21 protein-coding genes are annotated in these 18,149 nt (G+C 64.6%); 15 read left to right on the top strand and 6 right to left on the bottom strand.

The window, feature by feature from the left end; all coding sequences use genetic code 11:
* Positions 1–17 precede the first annotated feature (17 nt).
* From EPN33_05740 to larE, 3 genes are all read right to left on the bottom strand, one after another.
* Positions 18–1,076, bottom strand: coding sequence for a pyruvate dehydrogenase (acetyl-transferring) E1 component subunit alpha (locus EPN33_05740; protein TAN22997.1), 1,059 nt, complete (start codon positions 1,074–1,076; stop codon positions 18–20).
* Between the two features lie 75 nt (positions 1,077–1,151).
* Complete coding sequence (locus EPN33_05735; protein TAN22996.1) at positions 1,152–1,925, bottom strand: mannose-6-phosphate isomerase; 774 nt, start codon at positions 1,923–1,925, stop codon at positions 1,152–1,154.
* On the bottom strand, positions 1,912–2,766 hold the full coding sequence (larE, locus tag EPN33_05730; GenBank protein TAN22995.1) for an ATP-dependent sacrificial sulfur transferase LarE: 855 nt from the start codon (positions 2,764–2,766) through the stop codon (positions 1,912–1,914). Before larE ends, EPN33_05735 begins: the two co-directional genes overlap by 14 nt.
* 11 nt (positions 2,767–2,777) lie before the next feature.
* Here larE and cobO point away from each other — a divergent pair, with 11 nt between their 5' ends.
* The 6 genes from cobO (at position 2,778) to EPN33_05700 (ending at position 6,997) form a co-directional block, all read left to right on the top strand.
* On the top strand, positions 2,778–3,308 hold the full coding sequence (cobO, locus tag EPN33_05725; protein TAN22994.1) for a cob(I)yrinic acid a,c-diamide adenosyltransferase: 531 nt from the start codon (positions 2,778–2,780) through the stop codon (positions 3,306–3,308).
* A gap of 116 nt (positions 3,309–3,424) precedes the next feature.
* Positions 3,425–4,321 carry an acetyl-CoA carboxylase carboxyltransferase subunit beta gene (locus EPN33_05720; protein TAN22993.1) on the top strand — a complete coding sequence of 299 codons (897 nt, stop codon included), beginning with the start codon at positions 3,425–3,427 and terminating at the stop codon, positions 4,319–4,321.
* Positions 4,318–5,583, top strand: a complete 1,266-nt coding sequence (locus tag EPN33_05715; GenBank protein ID TAN22992.1) for a bifunctional folylpolyglutamate synthase/dihydrofolate synthase — start codon at positions 4,318–4,320, stop codon at positions 5,581–5,583. The genes EPN33_05720 and EPN33_05715 overlap by 4 nt, the downstream gene beginning before the upstream one ends.
* Positions 5,568–6,353, top strand: coding sequence for a 1-acyl-sn-glycerol-3-phosphate acyltransferase (locus tag EPN33_05710; GenBank protein ID TAN22991.1), 786 nt, complete (start codon positions 5,568–5,570; stop codon positions 6,351–6,353). Before EPN33_05715 ends, EPN33_05710 begins: the two co-directional genes overlap by 16 nt.
* A gap of 9 nt (positions 6,354–6,362) precedes the next feature.
* Positions 6,363–6,626 carry a hypothetical protein gene (locus EPN33_05705; GenBank protein ID TAN22990.1) on the top strand — a complete coding sequence of 88 codons (264 nt, stop codon included), beginning with the start codon at positions 6,363–6,365 and terminating at the stop codon, positions 6,624–6,626.
* Positions 6,623–6,997, top strand: a complete 375-nt coding sequence (locus tag EPN33_05700) for a PIN domain-containing protein (protein TAN22989.1) — start codon at positions 6,623–6,625, stop codon at positions 6,995–6,997. Before EPN33_05705 ends, EPN33_05700 begins: the two co-directional genes overlap by 4 nt.
* On the opposite strand, the gene EPN33_05695 is transcribed toward EPN33_05700, so the two are convergent.
* Both EPN33_05695 and EPN33_05690 read right to left on the bottom strand, forming a co-directional pair.
* Positions 6,994–8,103 carry a DUF3808 domain-containing protein gene (locus tag EPN33_05695; GenBank protein ID TAN22988.1) on the bottom strand — a complete coding sequence of 370 codons (1,110 nt, stop codon included), beginning with the start codon at positions 8,101–8,103 and terminating at the stop codon, positions 6,994–6,996. The genes EPN33_05700 and EPN33_05695 overlap by 4 nt on opposite strands.
* A gap of 168 nt (positions 8,104–8,271) precedes the next feature.
* Positions 8,272–10,767, bottom strand: coding sequence for a sodium-translocating pyrophosphatase (locus EPN33_05690; GenBank protein ID TAN23147.1), 2,496 nt, complete (start codon positions 10,765–10,767; stop codon positions 8,272–8,274).
* Between the two features lie 184 nt (positions 10,768–10,951).
* Between EPN33_05690 and EPN33_05685 the strand changes: the two genes are divergently transcribed.
* From EPN33_05685 to EPN33_05650, 8 genes are all read left to right on the top strand, one after another.
* Positions 10,952–12,355, top strand: a complete 1,404-nt coding sequence (locus EPN33_05685; protein TAN22987.1) for a signal recognition particle protein — start codon at positions 10,952–10,954, stop codon at positions 12,353–12,355.
* A gap of 18 nt (positions 12,356–12,373) precedes the next feature.
* Positions 12,374–12,634: a 30S ribosomal protein S16 gene (rpsP, locus tag EPN33_05680; GenBank protein ID TAN22986.1), complete on the top strand. Its 261-nt coding sequence runs from the start codon at positions 12,374–12,376 to the stop codon at positions 12,632–12,634.
* 2 nt (positions 12,635–12,636) lie between these two features.
* Positions 12,637–12,921, top strand: a complete 285-nt coding sequence (locus EPN33_05675) for a KH domain-containing protein (GenBank protein ID TAN22985.1) — start codon at positions 12,637–12,639, stop codon at positions 12,919–12,921.
* A complete protein-coding gene (rimM, locus tag EPN33_05670) occupies positions 12,902–13,432 on the top strand; it encodes a 16S rRNA processing protein RimM (protein ID TAN22984.1) in 531 nt (176 codons plus the stop codon). Before EPN33_05675 ends, rimM begins: the two co-directional genes overlap by 20 nt.
* On the top strand, positions 13,429–14,139 hold the full coding sequence (gene trmD / locus EPN33_05665) for a tRNA (guanosine(37)-N1)-methyltransferase TrmD (GenBank protein ID TAN22983.1): 711 nt from the start codon (positions 13,429–13,431) through the stop codon (positions 14,137–14,139). Before rimM ends, trmD begins: the two co-directional genes overlap by 4 nt.
* Positions 14,140–14,230: 91 nt before the next feature.
* The gene (locus EPN33_05660; protein ID TAN22982.1) at positions 14,231–14,602 is read left to right on the top strand and encodes a 50S ribosomal protein L19; all 372 of its coding nucleotides are present in this window, start codon (positions 14,231–14,233) and stop codon (positions 14,600–14,602) included.
* A 5-nt stretch (positions 14,603–14,607) separates the two neighbouring features.
* A complete protein-coding gene (locus EPN33_05655; GenBank protein ID TAN22981.1) occupies positions 14,608–15,264 on the top strand; it encodes a ribonuclease HII in 657 nt (218 codons plus the stop codon).
* A 56-nt stretch (positions 15,265–15,320) separates the two neighbouring features.
* Positions 15,321–15,989, top strand: coding sequence for a hypothetical protein (locus tag EPN33_05650; GenBank protein ID TAN23146.1), 669 nt, complete (start codon positions 15,321–15,323; stop codon positions 15,987–15,989).
* Positions 15,990–16,128: 139 nt separating this feature from the next.
* Here the strand turns inward: EPN33_05650 and EPN33_05645 are convergent, their stop codons facing one another.
* Complete coding sequence (locus tag EPN33_05645) at positions 16,129–17,181, bottom strand: VWA domain-containing protein (GenBank protein ID TAN22980.1); 1,053 nt, start codon at positions 17,179–17,181, stop codon at positions 16,129–16,131.
* A 324-nt stretch (positions 17,182–17,505) separates the two neighbouring features.
* Between EPN33_05645 and EPN33_05640 the strand changes: the two genes are divergently transcribed.
* The gene (locus tag EPN33_05640; protein TAN22979.1) at positions 17,506–18,135 is read left to right on the top strand and encodes a threonylcarbamoyl-AMP synthase; all 630 of its coding nucleotides are present in this window, start codon (positions 17,506–17,508) and stop codon (positions 18,133–18,135) included.
* Positions 18,136–18,149 lie beyond the last annotated feature (14 nt).

The following is an 18,149-nucleotide window of genomic DNA, read 5'->3' as shown; positions in this document are numbered from 1 at the left end:
TCCTCGTCTGCCTGCGCCTATTGCAGCACGTCGTGGAGCAGCTCTTCCGGCGCCGGTTCTTCACCCTTCTTGGCTTCGGCCACCTTCGCTTCCAGCTCGGCGATGACGTCCTTGCGCAGCTTCTCGATGTCGCCGTGGCTCACAATCTTTTCTTCCATCATGTAATCGCTCAGCAGCTTCAGCGGGTCGCGCTCATGCCACGACGTCTCTTCCTCAATGCTGCGGTAGTTCAGCGTCTTGTCATGAATCCCGTGGCCGTCATAACGATAGGTCAACACTTCCACGAAATAGGGCCGCTGCTTGTCCCGCACCGTATTTAAAATCCGCGCCGCCGCTTCGGTGGTTGCCCACACGTCCTGTCCATCCACCTGCTCGGTGGGCATGCCGTAGCCGCGGGCGCGGTCCACCAGCTTCGTCACCGCCGAATGCCGTTCCAGGCTGGTGCCCATACTGTACTGGTTGTTGATGCAGACGTAAGCGGTCGGCACCTTGAACAGCGACGCCATATTCAGCGATTCGTGGAAGGTTCCGGTATCGAGCGCGCCATCGCCGAAAAAGCAAACGGCGACGCCGTCCTTTTTCTGTTGCTTCAGCGCCAGTCCTACGCCAGTGGCGATCGAAAGTGGTCCGCCCACGATGCCGTCGCCGCCCAGAAAATGCTCTTCCGGGCTGTACATATGCATGCTACCGCCCTTGCCTTTGGCCACGCCCGTTCGCCGCCCGAACAGCTCGGCGTAGATCCGCATCGGGTCCATGCCGGACAGCAGCATATGGCCGTGGTCCCGGTAGTTGTCGACAATGTAGTCGCGGCTCAGGTCAATAGCGTGGAAGAAGCCCACCCCCACCGCTTCCTGGCCGGCATAGGAATGGTAGTAGCCGCGGATCAGGCCATTCTTGAACTCCCGGTAGCCCAAGTGCTCGAACTCCCGCAGCGTGACCATTTTGCGCAAGAAGTTGCGCAGGGTTTCTGCCTCCAGCGGGAAGCGCCGTGCCGGGCTGAGGACTTTGGTCGAGTTTGAGGGGGCGGCCGGCTTGCGATCCGGTACCGATAGTTGGGGTTGAGGGCGCGAACTCATAAAATATACGCAGTCGTCTACGGAAATCTCAGAAATTGGGTGTCCTTAATATTTTCGCGGTTCCCAACCGAACGGTCAACCCCATTCTTGGCCCGCTCGAACCTCCATGATCGTAGCGGCCTCTGCCTGTTCGAAGCTTTCACCCGCCGCCAGCTCCGCCAACCATCCTCTGGGGATGGTTCCTCCACTGGTCAAATTTACCAGCCAGCGGGCCTCGTCCGCCGCGCCGATCCTGACCGGCCCCTCCCATCGCCACAACTGAAAAAACGGTGTGTGCAGCAATAACCCGCTCGTCGCCGCCGCGCACCGCCCGCCATCGGTTTGGCGCGCAACCTCCATTCCCGGCTCCAGATGCAGCTCCCGCCCGCGTCCGTAGTCGTCCAGCCGGAAGGTCGTATCCGACGGCTGCTGCACTTCCAGCAGCACCGATCCTCCTCCGATGGCATGCACCGTTCCGGCGGGTACGGTGATGACCTCGCCGGCGTGCACCTCGAACCAGTGCAGCATCCCGGCGCCGCGTCCTGCCCGGCACGCGGCCTCCAGATCGGTGAAGCTAACGCCTGCGCGCAGCCCCACGCCCACTTGCGCTCCCGGCTCGGCGCTGACCACATACCAGGCTTCGCTTTTGCCGCGTCCCAGGCCATGCGCCGCCGCATAGGCATCGTCCGGATGCACCTGCACCGAGAGCCGTTCCCGCGGAAACAGCAGCTTCACCAGCACCGGGCAATTCTCGGGCGAGAGCCACGCTTCGCCGATCGGTTCGGTGCGCGCCGCGGCGTCGGGGTACCAAGCGCGCAAGTCGCGGCTGCCCCAAACGCGCGGCTTGAGCACCGGCTCAACGAGGCGCAAGCCCTGACCCCTGACCTCTGACCTCTGGCCCCTGACCCTTAGCCCCTGGCCCCTGATTCAGCGACCCGGTCCGGTAGCCTTCCAAATCGAGCGTCACGTAGCGGAACCCCAGCTTGCGGAAAATCGCCGTCAGTGCGTCCGCCATTTCCAGCGTGAGTGCGCGCAGCAGCTCCTCGCGGGCAATCTCGATGCGAACGATTTCGCGGTGAAACCGCACCCGCACCTGCTGGAAGCCCAGGGCGTACAGCGCCTCTTCGCCCTGCTCAATGCGTGCCAGCACCTCCGGCGTCACGGCAATCCCATAGGCAACGCGGCTCGCCAGGCACGCCGCGGCCGGACGGTCCCACACCTCCAGGCCCGCCTCGTGCGCCCGCCGCCGGATTTCCGCCTTGTCCAGCCCCGCTTCGCGCAGCGGCGCGCGCACGCCGTGCTCTTGCGCCGCCCGGTGTCCCGGCCGGAACTCCAGCTTGTCGTCGGCGTTAACGCCGTAGGCGAGCGTGCGGAACTCGGGCCGGCGCGCCAGTTCCGCCTCCATCCGGCGGAACAGTTCATCCTTGCAGAAGTAGCAGCGGTCGGGGGCGTTGCGCCGGTAATTGGGGTCGTCCATCTCCCCGGTATGAATGACTTCGCAGGGGATATGGTGCGCCTCGGCAAACGCTACCGCATCCTTCAAGGCGTTGCGCGGCAGGCTCGGGGAATCCGCAATCACCGCCAGCATTTGCCCTGGGGCGGCCTGTTGCGCGGCATAGGCCAGATAAGCCGAATCCACCCCGCCCGAGTAGGCCACCAGCAGCGGCGCGCACGCCCGCAAAATCGTCTCCAGTTCCGCAATTTCCGTCATTCATCTAAACTATACCCGTGCCCGGTCTCATCATCGTCCACACCGGCCCCGGCAAAGGCAAAACCACCGCGGCGCTCGGTACCGGTCTGCGCGCCGTCGGCGCCGGCCTCAAGGTGCTGGTGCTGCAGTTCATCAAGGGTTCGTGGCACTATGGCGAGCTCGACGCGGTGCAGGCCTTTGGCGACAAGTTTGTCATCCGTCAGATGGGCCGCGGGTTTGTCAAAGTCGGCGAAGAAAAGCCCGACCCGGAGGATGTGCGGCTGGTCGAGGCCGCCTGGGAGGAAGCCAAGCGCGACATTGCGAGCGGCGACTGGGATCTGGTGATTCTCGACGAAATCAACTACGCCATTTCCTACCACATGCTGGCGCCCGAGCCGGTCGTCGAGTTTCTCAAAACCAAGCCCGAGCAGGTGCACGTCATCCTCACCGGCCGCAACGCCCACCCCAGCATCGTCGAGCTGGCCGATACGGTCACGGAAATGCGCGACATCAAACACGCCTATCAAAAGGGCATTCTCGCCCAGCGGGGCATCGAGTACTAGAGCGAAACCAGACCTGCTATGGCAACTCCAACCAAATCGTATGCGGCTTTGACATCAGGAAAAGCCGCACGTCATAAACCGCAGCCCATGAAACCAAGTCTGGTTTCGCGGTAGCCATGCCCTGGTTCCGGCGCGAACACCATCCTCTGCCCTCAGTTGCCGACAAACACGTCCGCACCGAGGGCTTGTGGCTCAAGTGCGAGGGCTGCCGCGCCATCATCTGGAAAAAGGATCTGGCCGCCCATCTGCACGTTTGCCCGCACTGCCAGCGTCATTTCCGCATAGACGCCCGCACCCGCCTGCAGTTTCTGCTCGACGACGGCCGCTACGAAGAGCTCGACACCGCCCTGGCCTCGGCGGACCCGCTCCATTTCGTGGACCGCAAATCCTACGCCGACCGGTTGAAGGCGGCGCAGCAGGCCACCGGCCTTGCCGACGCCCTCATCACCGCCCACGGCGCCATCGAGAGCCAGCCGGTCTACGTCTGTGCCATGGAGTATGGCTTCATCGGCGGCAGCATGGGGGCCGTGGTCGGCGAAAAGATCACCCGCGCCGTCGAGGCCTCGCTTGCCGCCCGCGAGCCGCTGATCATTATCTCCGCCTCCGGCGGCGCGCGCATGATGGAAGGCGCCGTCAGCCTGATGCAGATGGGCAAAATTTCTGCGGCGCTCGCCCGGCTTGATGAAGCCGGCATCCCTTTCATCTCGCTGCTCACCGACCCCACCACCGGCGGCGTCACCGCCAGCTTTGCCATGCTGGGCGATCTCAATATTGCCGAGCCCGGCGCGCTCATCGGCTTTGCCGGTCCGCGCGTCATCGAGCAGACCATCCGCCAGAAGCTCCCGCCCGACTTCCAGCGCAGCGAGTTCCTGCTCGCCCACGGCATGCTCGACGCCATCGTTGCGCGCAAAGATCTGCGCGCCTATCTTGCCCGCGCCCTTGCCTTTCTCCACGCCGCTGAACCCAAAGAGCAACAGGCCCACGCCGCGACCTCTCAACCCTCTCTGTTGTGACCCCAGACGAGTCGCTTCAGTATCTGCACGAGCTTGGCGCCGAGTTGCATCCCGGCCGTAAGTTCACCCTCGCCACCATCGCCCGGCTATTGGCGCCGCTCGGCGATCCCCATCATGCTTTCGCCAGCGTTCATATCGCCGGCACTAACGGCAAAGGCTCAACCGCAGCTTTGGTGGCCTCCGCTGCCCACGCCGCCGGCTATCGCGTTGGCCTCTACACCTCGCCGCACCTGCAGCGGGTCAACGAGCGCATTCGCATCGCCGGCGACGATCTTGACCCGGAGGCGCTGGCCTCGGCGGCGACCCGCGTGCGCGATGTGGTCGAACAACTGCTGGCTACAGGCGAACTGCCGTATCCGCCGTCATTTTTCGAGGTCATGACCGCCATCGGTTTTCTCGCCTTGGCGCGCGCCCGCATCGAGTTGGCCGTCGTCGAGGTTGGCCTCGGGGGCCGTCTCGACGCCACCAACGTTCTGGCGCCGCTCCTGGCCGCCATCACCCCCATCGGCCTCGATCACGAAGCCTTTCTCGGTCCTGATATTCCTTCGATTGCCGGCGAAAAGGCCGGCATCATCAAGCCGGGCATCCGGAGCGTGATCGTCGCACTCCAACCGGCCGAAGCCATGGCGGTGATCGCGGCCCGCTGCCAATCTGCGGGTGTTTCGCTCCATGCCATCACGCCTGCGGAAGTCGCGGCCGCACCCGCTACCGCTTTGCGAGGCGCCCATCAACACGTGAACGCCGCTGTCGCTGCCGCCCTTTGTCGTGCGCTGGCGGCTTGCGGTTTTCCAATTCCCGAAGCCGCCATCAGCGACGGCTTTGCCTCCATCCGCTGGCCCGGCCGCCTGGAGCGCCTCTGCGACCACCCCGAAGTCTTTCTCGATGGCGCCCACAATCCCATGGCGGCGCGCGCCCTGGCGGCCTTTCTCGACGAATATCGTGGCGCGCACCCGGCGCCGGTATTGATCTTCGGCTGCATGCGCGACAAAGCGGTCGAAGAGATCTGTGAGCTTCTGTTCCCGCGCGCCGCCGCGGTGGTGCTGACCGCGCCCGCCCATCACCCCCGCGCTCTCGCCCCGGCCGCGCTGGCGGAAACCTATGGCCCGCTGGCGCCGCAGTGGGAGATCGCCGCCACCTACCCGGAAGCCCTCACCGCCGCTCGCCGCCTCAGCGCCGCCGGCGATGCGAGCCGGCCCATCTTCGTCACCGGCTCCTTGTACCTGGTGGGTGAAGCACGCGACTATGGATGCGGCGCTCCGTAATGTCGAAGCTCAGCTACACCAGTTCCCGTCTCCGCTCCGGCCTCATCTTTGCGCCGCTGTATGGCTTGACTACAGCCGCCTACGGCTTGGTCTCCATGGCCTGTTCTCGCTTTGACGAATCCGGCGCTCGTCAGCACCGCGTCGCCCAAGCCTGGGCGCGGATGTTGTTGCGCCTCGGGGGTATCCACGTCAAAGTCGAAGGCCTTGCCCACCTCATGCCTGGTCCCAAGGTCATCATTTGCAATCACCTCAGCTATATGGACGTACCGGTCCTGTTCGCCGTGCTTCCCTTGCAGTTCCGCATTCTCGCCAAACAGGGTCTGTTCAAAATTCCGTTCCTTGGCGGTCATCTCCGCCGTGCCCAGCACCTGGCGGTCGATCAATCCAACCCGCGTGCCTCGATGCGCAGTCTGCATCAGGCCGCCGCTGCCGTTGCCGCCGGCTTGCCGCTCTTCATTTTTCCGGAAGCCGGCCGTAGCTTCTCCGGCGCCATGCAGCCCTTCGTCCCCGGCGCCTTCTTCATCGCCATTCAGGCCCAGGTCCCGATCGTGCCCATCGTCCTCGTCGGCACCTACGAGATCCTCCAGCCCACCACCGCCCATCTCCGCCCCGGCCGCGTCCAGCTCCTCATCGGCCCGCCCATCTCCACCGCCGGCCTCACCCGCCACGACGCCACCGCCCTCGCCCAGCAGCTCCACGACCAGATGGCCGCCACCTACGCTGCCCACGGCAACTCCACCACCGCACCTGGAACCATACGCAGGCGCTAAAATGTATGTATGAAGAAGACGATGAACATCGACGCTGGCTTACTGGCCCGCGCCCGCAAGGCGGCCGGTGCGCGCACCGATACCGAGACGGTGCGCCTCGGTCTTGAGGAGCTCGCCCGGCGTGAGGTTTACGCCAAACTGAATACCTTCTGGGGATCTGAACCCGACGCTCTGGAGCGGCAGTACCGGGCTGCATTGCAGCAGGCAGAACGTTACAACCCCAACCCTCGCCGGCAGAAGCGGCGGGCACGGGCAAAGGCTGCCGGAAGATGATTCTTGCTGACACCTCGGTGCTCCTGCGTGCGCTCCAGAATCGCGAACCGTATGCCGCCGAAGCAGCCGCCCTGACCTCTCGCGGCGAGCTGGCCGCTCATCCTCTTGTCTACGGCGAACTGTTGATCGGCGATCCTGGCGGACGAGTCGCATTCCTCGACGCCTACGCCCGATTGCCAGCCGCACCTCTCGCAGAGCACGATGCGGTCGTTTCCCTGGTGCGCTCGCGCCACCTTCACGGACGTGGCCTGCACTGGATCGACGCCCACCTGCTGGCCTCCGCGCTGGCGGCGGATCTCCGCCTCTGGACCGCGGATGCGCCGCTGGCGGCAGCGGCGCGCGATCTGGGCGTGGCCTGGCCGGCTGCCTAGCCTCCGCTGCCGGCCTTGCTTGCCGCTATCGCTGCGGCTTTCCGCGCGGCCTCCCGGTAGTGTGGCGGCGCATCGGGCACCTGCGCGGCCCGCTGATAGTCGTGTGCCGCTTCCGGCCATTGTGAGTACAGTGCCGCAATCGAACCCAGGTCGTACCAGACCTGCGCCCGCGGCGCCTTCTCGTATCCCGGTGCGCCCGCCCGCGCCCGCTGCAAGATCGCCTCGAAAGTCGCGTGCGCCGCGGCGTGCTCGCCCGCCGCTTCCTGCGCCTCGCCCGTTTCCACCGCAAACAGCACGTTGCGGGGATACTGCTCCGTCAGGCGGGCGAACAACGCCGCCGCGGCACGGTTGTTACCGTCGCGCCGGTACGCGACCGCCAGCAGCACCGCTGCGTCGGTGCGCGCGCGCTCGCCATGTGCCGCCACCTCTGCCACCTGCTGCAAGCCCCGTTTCTTATTCCCGCGATAGCCGATGACGCTGGTGAAGACCTTCATCGTCCAGGGCAGGCTGCCGGCGACGTAGTTCTGCACCCCGATGATCAGCAGCGGATCCACCCACGCCGGTTTCAGCTTATGCGCGATATCAGCTTCGCGCCGCGCATTTTTGGCGTCACCCAATGCGCTCCAGTACGCCTTCTTCACAGAGAACGCCAGGTTCGCATCGAGGCCCCACGCCACCGCCAGATCGTAATGTGCCTGGGCGTCATCGGGATTGGTGGCGAGGGCCGCCTGGGCGCAGGCCTTCGCCCGCCCCAAATCCTCTTCGATTGTGGCTACGGTGCTGGGGTCGGGCGGTAGCAGCTTCCGCCGCAAAAACGCATCGCTTTTGCCGTACAGGGTCGACTCCAGCGCTCCGATGCGGTGCATCTCCTGATACAGCTCAGCCTGCGCCAGATGGTTCCACGCTCCCGCGGCGTGGGGCTTGGCGTCGGCGATCTCCCGAAATCCGGCGATCGCTTGCGGATACTCGAGGTTGTAGAAGTGATTGGTCGCGGCGGTTTTCGTCGCGGCAAAATCAGCCGAAGCGTGACCTTGCACGGCTGCGGCGCTAAGCAGAAGCGAAGCGCTGACCGCCAGAACCATCCTCGCCTGGCGCACGCGCCCCATGGCTGTAGTCTAGAGCGGTTTTAGCGTAAGTGTGGCTCGCTCCGGCGAAGTGCGTGCGGCTTCTCCTGGTATCGAAGCCGCATGCGGTCAGCTCCTTGCGGGCTACAGCGATGCTAAAACCGCTCTAGCTCGCCACGAGGGCCGGTCGTGCGGGCACGCTTCCGGCGGCTATTGCGTAACTTCCAGCTCGGGTTGTTCCGGCTCCTCTGCCGTTTTTGCGCTGCGTTCGATGCGCATCGTGTAGAACGATCGCCACACGAACACCAGCATGATGAGGAAGAACAATCCCGCCAGCCAGCGCCCGAGCGCGGTGCCTTCGCGCCCGGTGAGCGATACGGCCAGCTCGACCGCCAGCAATCCAAACAACGTGGTGAACTTGATGATGGGATTCAGAGCGACGGATGAGGTGTCTTTGAAGGGATCGCCGACGGTATCGCCGACGATGGTGGCCGCATGCAGCGGCGTCCCTTTTTTCTCCATCTCGGTCTCGACGATCTTTTTGGCGTTGTCCCAGGCGCCGCCCGCGTTGGCCATGAAAATGGCCTGATAGAGGCCGAAAAAGGCGATCGCTATCAGGTAGCCGATGAACAGGAACGGCTCGGCGAAGGCGAAGGCCAGCGCCGCAAAGAACACCGCGATAAAGATGTTCACCAGCCCCTTCTGCGCATAGCGGGTGCAGATCGCGACGACTTTCTTGCTGTCTTCCGTCGACGCCTTGGCGGTCCCGTCCAGTTGCATGTTGTTCTTGATGAACTCGACCGCGCGGTAGGCGCCAGTGGTGACCGCTTGCGTGGCGGCGCCGGTGAACCAGTAAATCACTGCGCCGCCGCCCAGCAGCCCCAGCAGGAACGGCGGATACAGAATCGACAGCTTGTCCAGGTTCACCGTCAGACCGTGCGTCAGCGCCATGACGATGGAAAATATCAGCGTCGTGACGCCCACCACCGCGGTGCCGATCAGCACCGGTTTGGCTGTCGCCTTGAAGGTGTTGCCGGCGCCGTCGTTTTCTTCCAGATTCTTCTTGGCCAGCGCGAAGTCGGGCCGGAAGCCGTATTTCGACTCCAGTTCGCGCTCAATGTCCGGGATCTGTTCGATCAGCGAGAGCTCGTATACCGACTGGGCGTTGTCGGCGACCGGGCCGTAGGAATCCACCGCGACCGTCACCGGGCCCATGCTCAGAAACCCGAACGCCACCAGCCCAAAGGCAAATACCGCCGGCGCCTCCATTAACCCCGGCGCCGAGAGTCCGCCCGTCGACACCCAGTAGCCCAGCGCCATCAGTCCCAATATGATGAACCCCAGCCAGAAGGCGCTGAAACTGCCCGCCACCATGCCCGACAGAATATTCAGCGAGCTGCCGCCCTCTTCTGACGAGGTCACGACCTCGCGCACGTGCCCTGAATCCGTTGAAGTAAACACCTTCACCACTTCCGGAATCACTGCGCCAGCCAGGGTGCCGCAGCTTACGACTGTCGCCAGTTCCCACCACAAGCTGTGGTTGCCGGCAATCACTGGCACCAGAAAATAGGAAACGACATAGGTGGCGATGATCGAGCAAATCGCGCTGATCCACACCAGTGACGTCAGCGGACTTTCAAAATTGAAGTGGGCGCGGTGCTGGTACCTGGCCTTGGCGATCGCCTGATTCACGAAGTACGCGATGCCCGCTGCCAGCAGCATGACCGCGCCCAGCGAGAACACCCACACCAGCAATTGCACTTGCACCAGCGTGTCTTTCACGGCCAGCACGATGAAGGTGATCAACGCTACTGCTGTCACGCCGTAGGTCTCAAACCCGTCCGCCGACGGCCCCACTGAATCGCCGGCGTTATCGCCGGCGCAGTCGGCAATCACGCCCGGGTTGCGCGCATCGTCTTCCTTCACGCCAAAGACGATCTTCATCAGGTCGGCGCCGATATCGGCAATTTTGGTGAAAATCCCGCCCGCCACACGCAGCACCGCCGCCCCCAGCGATTCCCCAATCGCAAACCCGATGAAGCACGGCCCGGCGTAGCTGCCGGGGATGAACAGCAGAATACAGAGCATGATTGCCAGCTCGAGCGAGATCAGCACCATTCCGATACTCATCCCCGAGCGCAGCGGAATCGCGTAGACCGAGTACGGCTCGCCCTTCAGGCTGGCGAACGCGGTGCGGCTGTTGGCAAATGTGTTGACGCGGATGCCATACCAGGCAATGGCATAACTCCCCAGAATGCCCAGCACGCTAAAGCCGAAAATCGTGGCGACTTTGGCCGCGCCCATGTTATCGAAGTAGCCAAAGTAGATCAGAATGACGATGGCGATCAGGGCTTCGAGCGCCGCCAGGAACTTTCCCTGCGTGATCAGATAGGTCTTGCACGTCTCCCAGATCAGTTCCGAAACCTGCCGCATCGCCGCATGCACGGGCAAATCCCGCAGCCGCGCGTAGGTTACCAGCCCGAACAGCAGCCCCAGCGCGCAGATGATCAGGCTCCAGCCCAGAACGGCGGCGCCGCTGTGGCCCAGGAACAATCCCTGATGCAGGTTCGGTACCACCAGAAGCGCATCACTGTTTGCGCTGGCTGTTCCCGGCGCTTGCGCTGCCGCCAGCCCCGCCAGCGCCGGTACACATAGCCCTACGAGCCACCTGCTCGGATTGGGCAGATGAAGCCTTTTATAGATCAGAGTGGATTCCCTCCCTGCAGGATGCGCGCTGTGCGCACACGAACGCGATTTCCACGATAACCCACCCCCGCATGGCACGCAACCGATCCTCCTGCTGCTCCGGGCGTCGCCGGTCCTGACCTCTGGCCCCGGTCCCCTGTTACAATCAAGATGCGCCTCTCAGGCGCTTTTACTGTTTCAGCCTATGTTCGAGTCCCTGTCCGACAAATTGCAGCGCGTCTTCAAGACGCTGCGTGGCGAAGGCCGCCTGAGCGAGGCCAACATTGCCGAGCCGCTGAACGAGATCCGTCTCGCCCTGCTCGAAGCTGATGTCAGCGAGAGTGTGGCGGATGAGATGCTGGCGGCCATTCGCGAGCGGGCTTTGGGTCAGGAAGTGCTCAGCTCGCTCTCCCCCGCCGAGCAGGTGGTCAAAATTCTGCGCGATGAGCTGCTGGAAGTCCTGGGCGGCGAGGCCAAACTCAATCTCAAGTCCAATCGGCCGCCGGCGGTAGTGCTTATGGCCGGACTGCAAGGGTCCGGCAAAACCACTTCCAGTGCCAAACTGGCGCGCTTCCTGCGACAGCAAGGCCACCGGCCCATTCTGGTTTCGGTGGACGTTTACCGTCCGGCCGCGCGCGAGCAGTTGGCGCTGCTGGCGGAGCAAATCCCGGCGCCGCTGTTTGCCGGCAAAGAGGTGGTTGCCGAGGGCGCCGAACCGGCCCATCACGATCAGTCCACGGGGTGGGTGCTCGATTTAGCCAAGGGCGCGCGCCGCGAGGCCGTCCGGCAGGGCTGCGACGTGCTTATCGTCGACACCGCCGGCCGCCTGCACATTGACGAGGATCTGATGGGCGAGATGCGGCAGCTCAAGGCGCTGCTCACGCCCCAGGAAATCCTCTTCGTGGCCGACGCCATGACCGGTCAGGATGCCGTACGTTCCGCCCGCGCCTTTCACGATCAGCTCGCGCTCACCGGCGTCATTCTGACCAAAATGGATGGCGACAGCCGCGGCGGCGCCGCCCTGTCCATTCGCCGCGTGACCGGCCAGCCCATCAAATTCATGGGCACCAGCGAGCGCCTCGACGGCCTTGAAATTTTTCACCCCGACCGCATCGCCAGCCGCATCCTCGGCATGGGCGACATCCTGAGCCTGATCGAGCGCGCCGAGGCCACCGTCGACCGCCGCCAGGCGATGGAGCTGGAAAAGCGCATGCGCACCGACAGCTTCACCCTGGCCGACTTCCGCGACCAGCTCAAGCAGGTGCGCAAGCTGGGCTCGATGGAAAGCCTCATCAAGATGCTGCCCCGCGTCGGCCCCTTTCAGCAGTTGCATAAAGCTTCCGCTCAGATCGATGAATCGCAGATCACGCGCGTCGAGGCCATCATCAATTCCATGACCCAGCAGGAGCGCCTGCATCATCAGGTACTCAACGGCGGCCGCCGCAAGCGCATCGCCCGCGGCGCCGGCGTTACCGTTCAGGACGTGAATCAAGTGCTGAAGCAGTACGTCCAGATGCGTAAAATGTTCAAATCCGTTTCCGCGTCCTCGTTCCTCACCAAGAAACTGATGGGCGCCAACCTTCCCGGCTTACCGGAAAAAGAAGCCTGATTCAAGGAGACTGTCACTGTGCTAGCCATCCGCCTCGCCCGTCAGGGCACCAGCAAAAAGCCGTTTTATCGCGTCCTGTTGCTTGAAAAAAGCTCTGCCCGCAACGGCCGCTCCCTCGAAATTCTGGGCACCTACAACCCCGTGCCCAACCCGGCGCTGATCGATCTGAATGTCGAGCGCATCGAGTACTGGCGCTCCCATGGCGCCCAGGTCTCCGACACCGTCGCCAATCTCCTCCGTCGCGTCAAAGAACGCGCCACGGCTGCGCCGGCGGCGTAGCTATGGAATCCCTCCTCAATTTCCTCGTGCGCGGCCTCGTCCAGTATCCCGAGCAGGTGCAGGTGCTCGCCGTGCCGCGCCGTCCCGGCTCGGGCGAGCATGGCGCGCCCAACTGGGAGTTGCGCGTTGCCCCGGAGGACTTCCCGCGCGTGGTCGGCCGCGGCGGCCGGACCGCGCGTGCCCTGCGCGCCCTGCTCGAGGGCAGCTACCACGCCGTGGGCGGCGGCGGTTACGAGCGCCCCGGACTCAACATTATGGATCCCGAGGATGACGGCCGTCCCGTCTGACTGGATCACGCTCGCCCGTGTCGTCAAAACGCAGGGTCGCAAGGGCGAGCTTGCCCTCGACGTTCTCTCGGACATTCCCCACCGCTTCGACTCGCTGGAGCGTGTCTTTCTGCTCAGCCGCTCCGGCACGCGCCAACCCGTGACCATCACCCGCCGCTGGCCGCACAAAGGCTGGCTCATCCTCGCTTTTGCCGAAATCTCCGATCTCAACGCTGCCGAGCCGTGGGTCGGCGCCGAGGTGCAGCTTCCGCGCTCCGAGCGTGCTCCCGCCCCGGAAGGCCGCCTGCACACTGAAGATCTCATCGGTTGCCGCGTCTTTGATGGCAACCGCCTGCTCGGCGTCCTGCAAGCCATCGAACCCGTCCCCGGCGCTGCTGACCTCCTCCACGTCGAGGACGCCACGGGCAGGGAAGTGCTCATCCCCTTTGCCGCTGCCTACGTCCGCGAACTGGCCATCCCCGCCGGCGCCATCCACCTCACTCTGCCGGACGGCCTCCTCGATATTGAATGAAGTTTGACCTGATCACGATTTTTCCGGACTTCTTCCGCGGCCCTTTGGATCACGGCGTCGTCGCCCGTGCCCGCACCGCCGGCATCATCGATATCGCCGTCCACAACCTGCGCGACTGGGCGCCGCCGCCGCATCGCATCACCGACGACCGCCCCTTTGGCGGCGGCGAGGGCATGGTGATGAAGCCCGAGCCAATCTATGCCTGTCTTGCGTCGCTGCTCGGCCGCGAGCCCGGCCCCGCAGCCGATTCGGACTCCACGCGGGTCGCTCTCCTTTCCGCGCAAGGCCGCCGCTTCCATCAGGCGGATGCCCGCGGTTTCGCCTCGCTCGATCGCCTCATCCTGATCTGTGGCCGCTATGAAGGCGTCGACGAGCGCGTGGCTGCACATATGATCGATGAGGAAATTTCCATCGGCGATTTCGTGCTTTCGGGTGGCGAACTGGCCGCGGCCCTGGTGCTCGATGCCACGGCGCGCCTGCTCCCCGGCGTCCTCGGGGACGAACAATCGTCCATCAACGAATCCTTCACCGATCCCACCGCGCTCGATTGCCCTCACTACACCCGCCCCGTCGATTTCCGCGGCTGGCAAGTCCCCGAAGTCCTCCGTTCCGGCCACCACGCCGACATTGCTGCCTGGCGCCGCGCGCAAGCCCAGGCCAAAGCCCGCCGCCTCCGCCCCGACCTTTCGGTCCGCCCCCTCTCTTAGCTTTTCCCTTTTCCCTTTTCCCTTTTCCCTCTCCCGTCGCTTCCCATCCCGATCTGCTAAACTAAGCATCTGTCTCTCGCCGGAGTCTTCCATGAGCCTTAAACCCGCCCTTCAAAAGTTTGTCGATCAGCAGGCCGGAACGGCCCTGCCGCCGTTCCACCCCGGCGATACCGTCCGCGTGCACGTGAAAATCATTGAAGGCGATAAGGAGCGCGTCCAGGCCTTCGAGGGCGTCTGCATCGCCCGCAACGACCGCAGTGCGCGCCGTTCCTTTACCGTCCGCAAGATCTCCTTTGGCCAGGGGGTCGAGCGCATTTTCCCGGTGAATGCGCGCGTGATCGACAAGGTCGAGGTGGTGCGGAGCGGCCGCGTCCGCCGTGCCAAGCTCTACTACCTGCGCGGCCTGCGCGGCAAAGCCGCCCGCCTGCGCGAGATCACCGAAACCACCGCCGCCAAAGCGTAGCTTGTATGCGCTGCAGCAGCGCATTCGAAAAGCAAGCGTTCGCCGCAGGCCATCGTCTAGTGGCCGGCGTCGACGAAGTCGGCCGCGGCGCCCTCTTCGGACCGGTGGTTGCCGCTGCCGTCATCCTCAACCCGGAAGACCGCATCCGCGGCCTCAACGATTCCAAACTTCTCGACGCGCCGGAGCGCGAGCGCCTCGACGGCCATATCCGCCACCGTGCGCTGGCGTTCGCCATCGCGGCCTGTGATGCTGGTCTCATCGACTGCGTCAACATCCTCCAGGCCTCGCGCCGCGCCATGCTCGCCGCCGTGCAATCACTTCCGCTTCCTCCCGACTTCCTTCTGCTCGACGCTGTCTCGCTCGACTCCCCCCTCCCCCAGCGCCCTCTGATCCACGGCGACGCCCTTTCGATCTCGATTGCCGCCGCCTCCATCATCGCCAAGGTCTACCGCGATGCTCTCATGGCGCACTGGGATGTCATCTTCCCGGCCTACCATCTCGCCAGCAACAAAGGCTACGGCACCCCGCCCCACCTCGCCGCCCTCGCCCGCTGCGGCCCGTCTCCCCTTCACCGCCTCTCCTACGCCCCCGTCGCCGCCTGCATCCCCCAGCGAACACTCGAACCCCGAAACTTTTCTGACTCCCTTCCCTCACCCATCTGACTCTAATTAGCAGGCAGCCGCAGCTTGCGGTTAGGACGGGGGTTCCCATGCGCAAAATGCACCCGGTGTTGATTCTCACCTTACTGGCCGCTTTGCCCCTTGCTTTGCCGCGGCGCGTCGCCGCGCAGGTCGCCGTCGGCATTTCCGTCCGCATCGGCCCGCCGCCCCTGCGTGTCCTCGCGGTGCAGCCAGTCTGCCCCGGACCCGGTTACCTTTGGACTCCTGGCTACTGGGCCTACGGTCCCGACGGCTACTACTGGGTCCCGGGTACCTGGGTCATGGCGCCCCAGCCGGGACTTCTCTGGACTCCCGGCTACTGGGCCCGCGCGCGAGACAACGCGCAAGACGACGAGGAAGGCGACGCACCAGACGACTACGTCTGGCATCGCGGCTACTGGAGCCCGCGCGTCGGCTATTACGGGGGCATCAACTATGGCTACGGCTACTACGGCGCCGGTTTCGCCGGCGGCCACTGGTCGGGCCGGCGCTTCTACTACAACACCGGCGTTTGGCGCGTGAACCGCGCCGTCATCCATACCACCTACATCGACCGCAACGGCGTTCGCGGCGAACGCGCCGAAGGCCGCCGCAGCTACAGCCGCGGCCGCGGCCACGGCCGTGGCGCCGAAGTCCGCCATCAGCAGCGCAACGGCAATGGCAGATTCAGGCACGAACACAAGGACAAAAAAGAGCACGACCACCGCGGTCCCGGCGGCGGATTCTAAAACCGGGCGCCGCCTCCTCACTCTCGGCTGCCCGCATCCGAGCTGATAGCTGATAGCTGATAGCTGATAGCTGATAGCCTAGGCGCCGCGCCCGTGCCGGGCAGCGTCGGGTGGTCCGCACGCGCCGCCGGTATCCGGTTCAGTGCACCCGCGGCGCGCCCGGCGCGAAGTAGCCGGAGCGCGCGCGAAGGCGTACGCCGCTATGCGCCTGCGCTGCCGCTCCCTGCAGTTCGATGTGCACCGTGCGGAACGCCCCCGGCGAGGGCGGCAGGTTGCTGTGGTAGCCGAGCGAGTACTGGCTGCGCAACTCCGCCTCGAGCTGCGCAAAGGCCTTGGCGAGGTTGTTGCCGGCGTTGATGGTGCGGCCGCCGGTCTGCTCAGAAATCTTTTTCAACTCGCCCGGGCCCGGGCCGCGGTCGTAGCCATAAACGCCAAAGTGACGGTCGACGGTCATGACGGCGAAGACGGTGGTATTGCTGTCGAGCGCAGCCCGCAAGGCGTCCTGGTTCGTGTAGCTGCTGCCCTGCTCGCCGCCGTCGGTGACCACGATGATGGCTTTGCGCCCCACCTGCTGCGCCATCTCGTCGCGGCAGGCGAGCACGATCGCATCCCACAGATGCGTTGCGCCCACTGGCCCCTGGCTGGGAAAATCTCCCGGGTTCACGCCCACGCTCGAGGCGTCCGCGCCTCCGATGTGGGCGTGGTTGACGGCGGCGGCGAGGCGGTCGCTCTGCGCCGTCAAGTCCTGCAGCAACTGCACCTGGATATCGAAGCCGATCACGTAGGCGAGGTCCTTCGGCCGGATCACCTGGTGGAAAAACTGATCGCTGATGCGCTGCTCTTCCGTCAGTACGCCGCTCTGGCTGGGGCTGGTGTCGAGCAGCAGTCCCAGCGTGAGCGGCAATGCATTTTCTGCCGAGAAAAATTCGATCACCTGCGGCTTGCCGTCTTCCTGCACGCGGAAATCTTCTTTCGTCAAACCAGGCACAAAGCCGCCGTGCAAATCCTCGACGCTGAAAACCATGTTCACCAGATTTACGTTCGCCACCAGCGTCGGCACTTGCGGCAGCTTCGCTTTTTTCGCCGCCTGCGGCGCCCGCACCGGCGCGATCTGCGACTGCGGCAAGAGCTGCGCCCGCGTCAGCGGCGCGAGCAGCAGCAACATCACGGCGACGACCGGAATTGTCTTCATCACTTCTTTCATCAGACGAGAGCGCACGCCTTCCGGTTGCGATCCGGAGTTCCTCGCTTCATTTTTTCCTTGACACTCGCTTCCGCAAAATTCTATACATTCACTAAACCTGCGTGGATCTACTCGCGCAGATCTTGTTCGATTGGAGAATAGTTCATGCCTACGAAGAAACCCGCCAAGAAGGCTGCAAAGAAGCCGGCGGCGAAAAAGAAGACCTCGAAGAAAAAGAAGTAGCATTTCTTCGGGAATTGGGCGAAGGGGGGCGAGCGATCGCTCCCCTTCGTTGTTTTTCAGGGCCGCGCCAAGTTGATTACCCGTCCTCATATGCCTCGCGTTCTTGCCACCGACGATCCCGCCGCCATTCCCGAGCTGCTTCGGCTTCTCGCTGCCGGCGGCATCGCCGCCGTTCCCACCGACACCCTCTACGGTCTTGCCGCCAACGCGCTTGACGCCGTTGCCATCGGCCGCGTCTTCGCGCTCAAGGGCCGCGACTTCCACAAACCCCTTCCCGTCGTCGTGCGCGACGCGGCGCAGGCCGCCACGCTCGCCACGCAGCTTCCGCCCCGCTTCCTCGAGCTTACCGCCGCCTTCTGGCCCGGTCCGCTGACCCTGGTGCTTCCAGCTGCTCCCCACGTGCCCGCCGCGCTTACCGCCGGGACGGGAACCATTGCCATCCGGCAGCCCGGCCTCCCCTTTCTGATGGCGCTGCTCGCCGCCACCGGTTTCCCGCTGACCGCCACCAGCGCCAATCGCAGCGGCGCACCCTCCTGCCGCACCGCCGCCGAAGTGATCGCCCAACTCGGCGAAGACTGCCCTCTCGTGATTGATGCGGGCCCGTCGCCTTCCGCTCTTCCCTCTACCATCGTCGATCTCTGCGGCCCCGCACCGCGCCTCATCCGCGCCGGCGCCATCGCGACGGAACGTCTGGCAGCCTATCTCGAATTCCGTGTATGATTGGTTTTCGCGCC

It is taken from the genome of Acidobacteriota bacterium (assembly GCA_004299485.1).
GTDB lineage: Bacteria > Acidobacteriota > Terriglobia > Terriglobales > SCQP01 > SCQP01.
This window is presented reverse-complemented; position numbering and strand designations above follow the sequence as displayed.

Bases quoted from the DNA above. Each gene is read 5' to 3' on its own strand.
- EPN33_05740 (TAN22997.1), bottom strand. From the start codon at position 1,076: ATGAGTTCGCGCCCTCAACCCCAACTATCGGTACCGGATCGCAAGCCG.
- larE (TAN22995.1), bottom strand. From the start codon at position 2,766: ATGACGGAAATTGCGGAACTGGAGACGATTTTGCGGGCGTGCGCGCCG.
- EPN33_05720 (TAN22993.1), top strand. From the start codon at position 3,425: ATGCCCTGGTTCCGGCGCGAACACCATCCTCTGCCCTCAGTTGCCGAC.
- EPN33_05710 (TAN22991.1), top strand. From the start codon at position 5,568: ATGCGGCGCTCCGTAATGTCGAAGCTCAGCTACACCAGTTCCCGTCTC.
- EPN33_05705 (TAN22990.1), top strand. From the start codon at position 6,363: ATGAAGAAGACGATGAACATCGACGCTGGCTTACTGGCCCGCGCCCGC.
- EPN33_05700 (TAN22989.1), top strand. From the start codon at position 6,623: ATGATTCTTGCTGACACCTCGGTGCTCCTGCGTGCGCTCCAGAATCGC.
- EPN33_05695 (TAN22988.1), bottom strand. From the start codon at position 8,103: ATGGGGCGCGTGCGCCAGGCGAGGATGGTTCTGGCGGTCAGCGCTTCG.
- EPN33_05685 (TAN22987.1), top strand. From the start codon at position 10,952: ATGTTCGAGTCCCTGTCCGACAAATTGCAGCGCGTCTTCAAGACGCTG.
- EPN33_05675 (TAN22985.1), top strand. From the start codon at position 12,637: ATGGAATCCCTCCTCAATTTCCTCGTGCGCGGCCTCGTCCAGTATCCC.
- rimM (TAN22984.1), top strand. From the start codon at position 12,902: ATGACGGCCGTCCCGTCTGACTGGATCACGCTCGCCCGTGTCGTCAAA.
- trmD (TAN22983.1), top strand. From the start codon at position 13,429: ATGAAGTTTGACCTGATCACGATTTTTCCGGACTTCTTCCGCGGCCCT.
- EPN33_05660 (TAN22982.1), top strand. From the start codon at position 14,231: ATGAGCCTTAAACCCGCCCTTCAAAAGTTTGTCGATCAGCAGGCCGGA.
- EPN33_05655 (TAN22981.1), top strand. From the start codon at position 14,608: ATGCGCTGCAGCAGCGCATTCGAAAAGCAAGCGTTCGCCGCAGGCCAT.
- EPN33_05650 (TAN23146.1), top strand. From the start codon at position 15,321: ATGCACCCGGTGTTGATTCTCACCTTACTGGCCGCTTTGCCCCTTGCT.
- EPN33_05645 (TAN22980.1), bottom strand. From the start codon at position 17,181: ATGAAGACAATTCCGGTCGTCGCCGTGATGTTGCTGCTGCTCGCGCCG.
- EPN33_05640 (TAN22979.1), top strand. From the start codon at position 17,506: ATGCCTCGCGTTCTTGCCACCGACGATCCCGCCGCCATTCCCGAGCTG.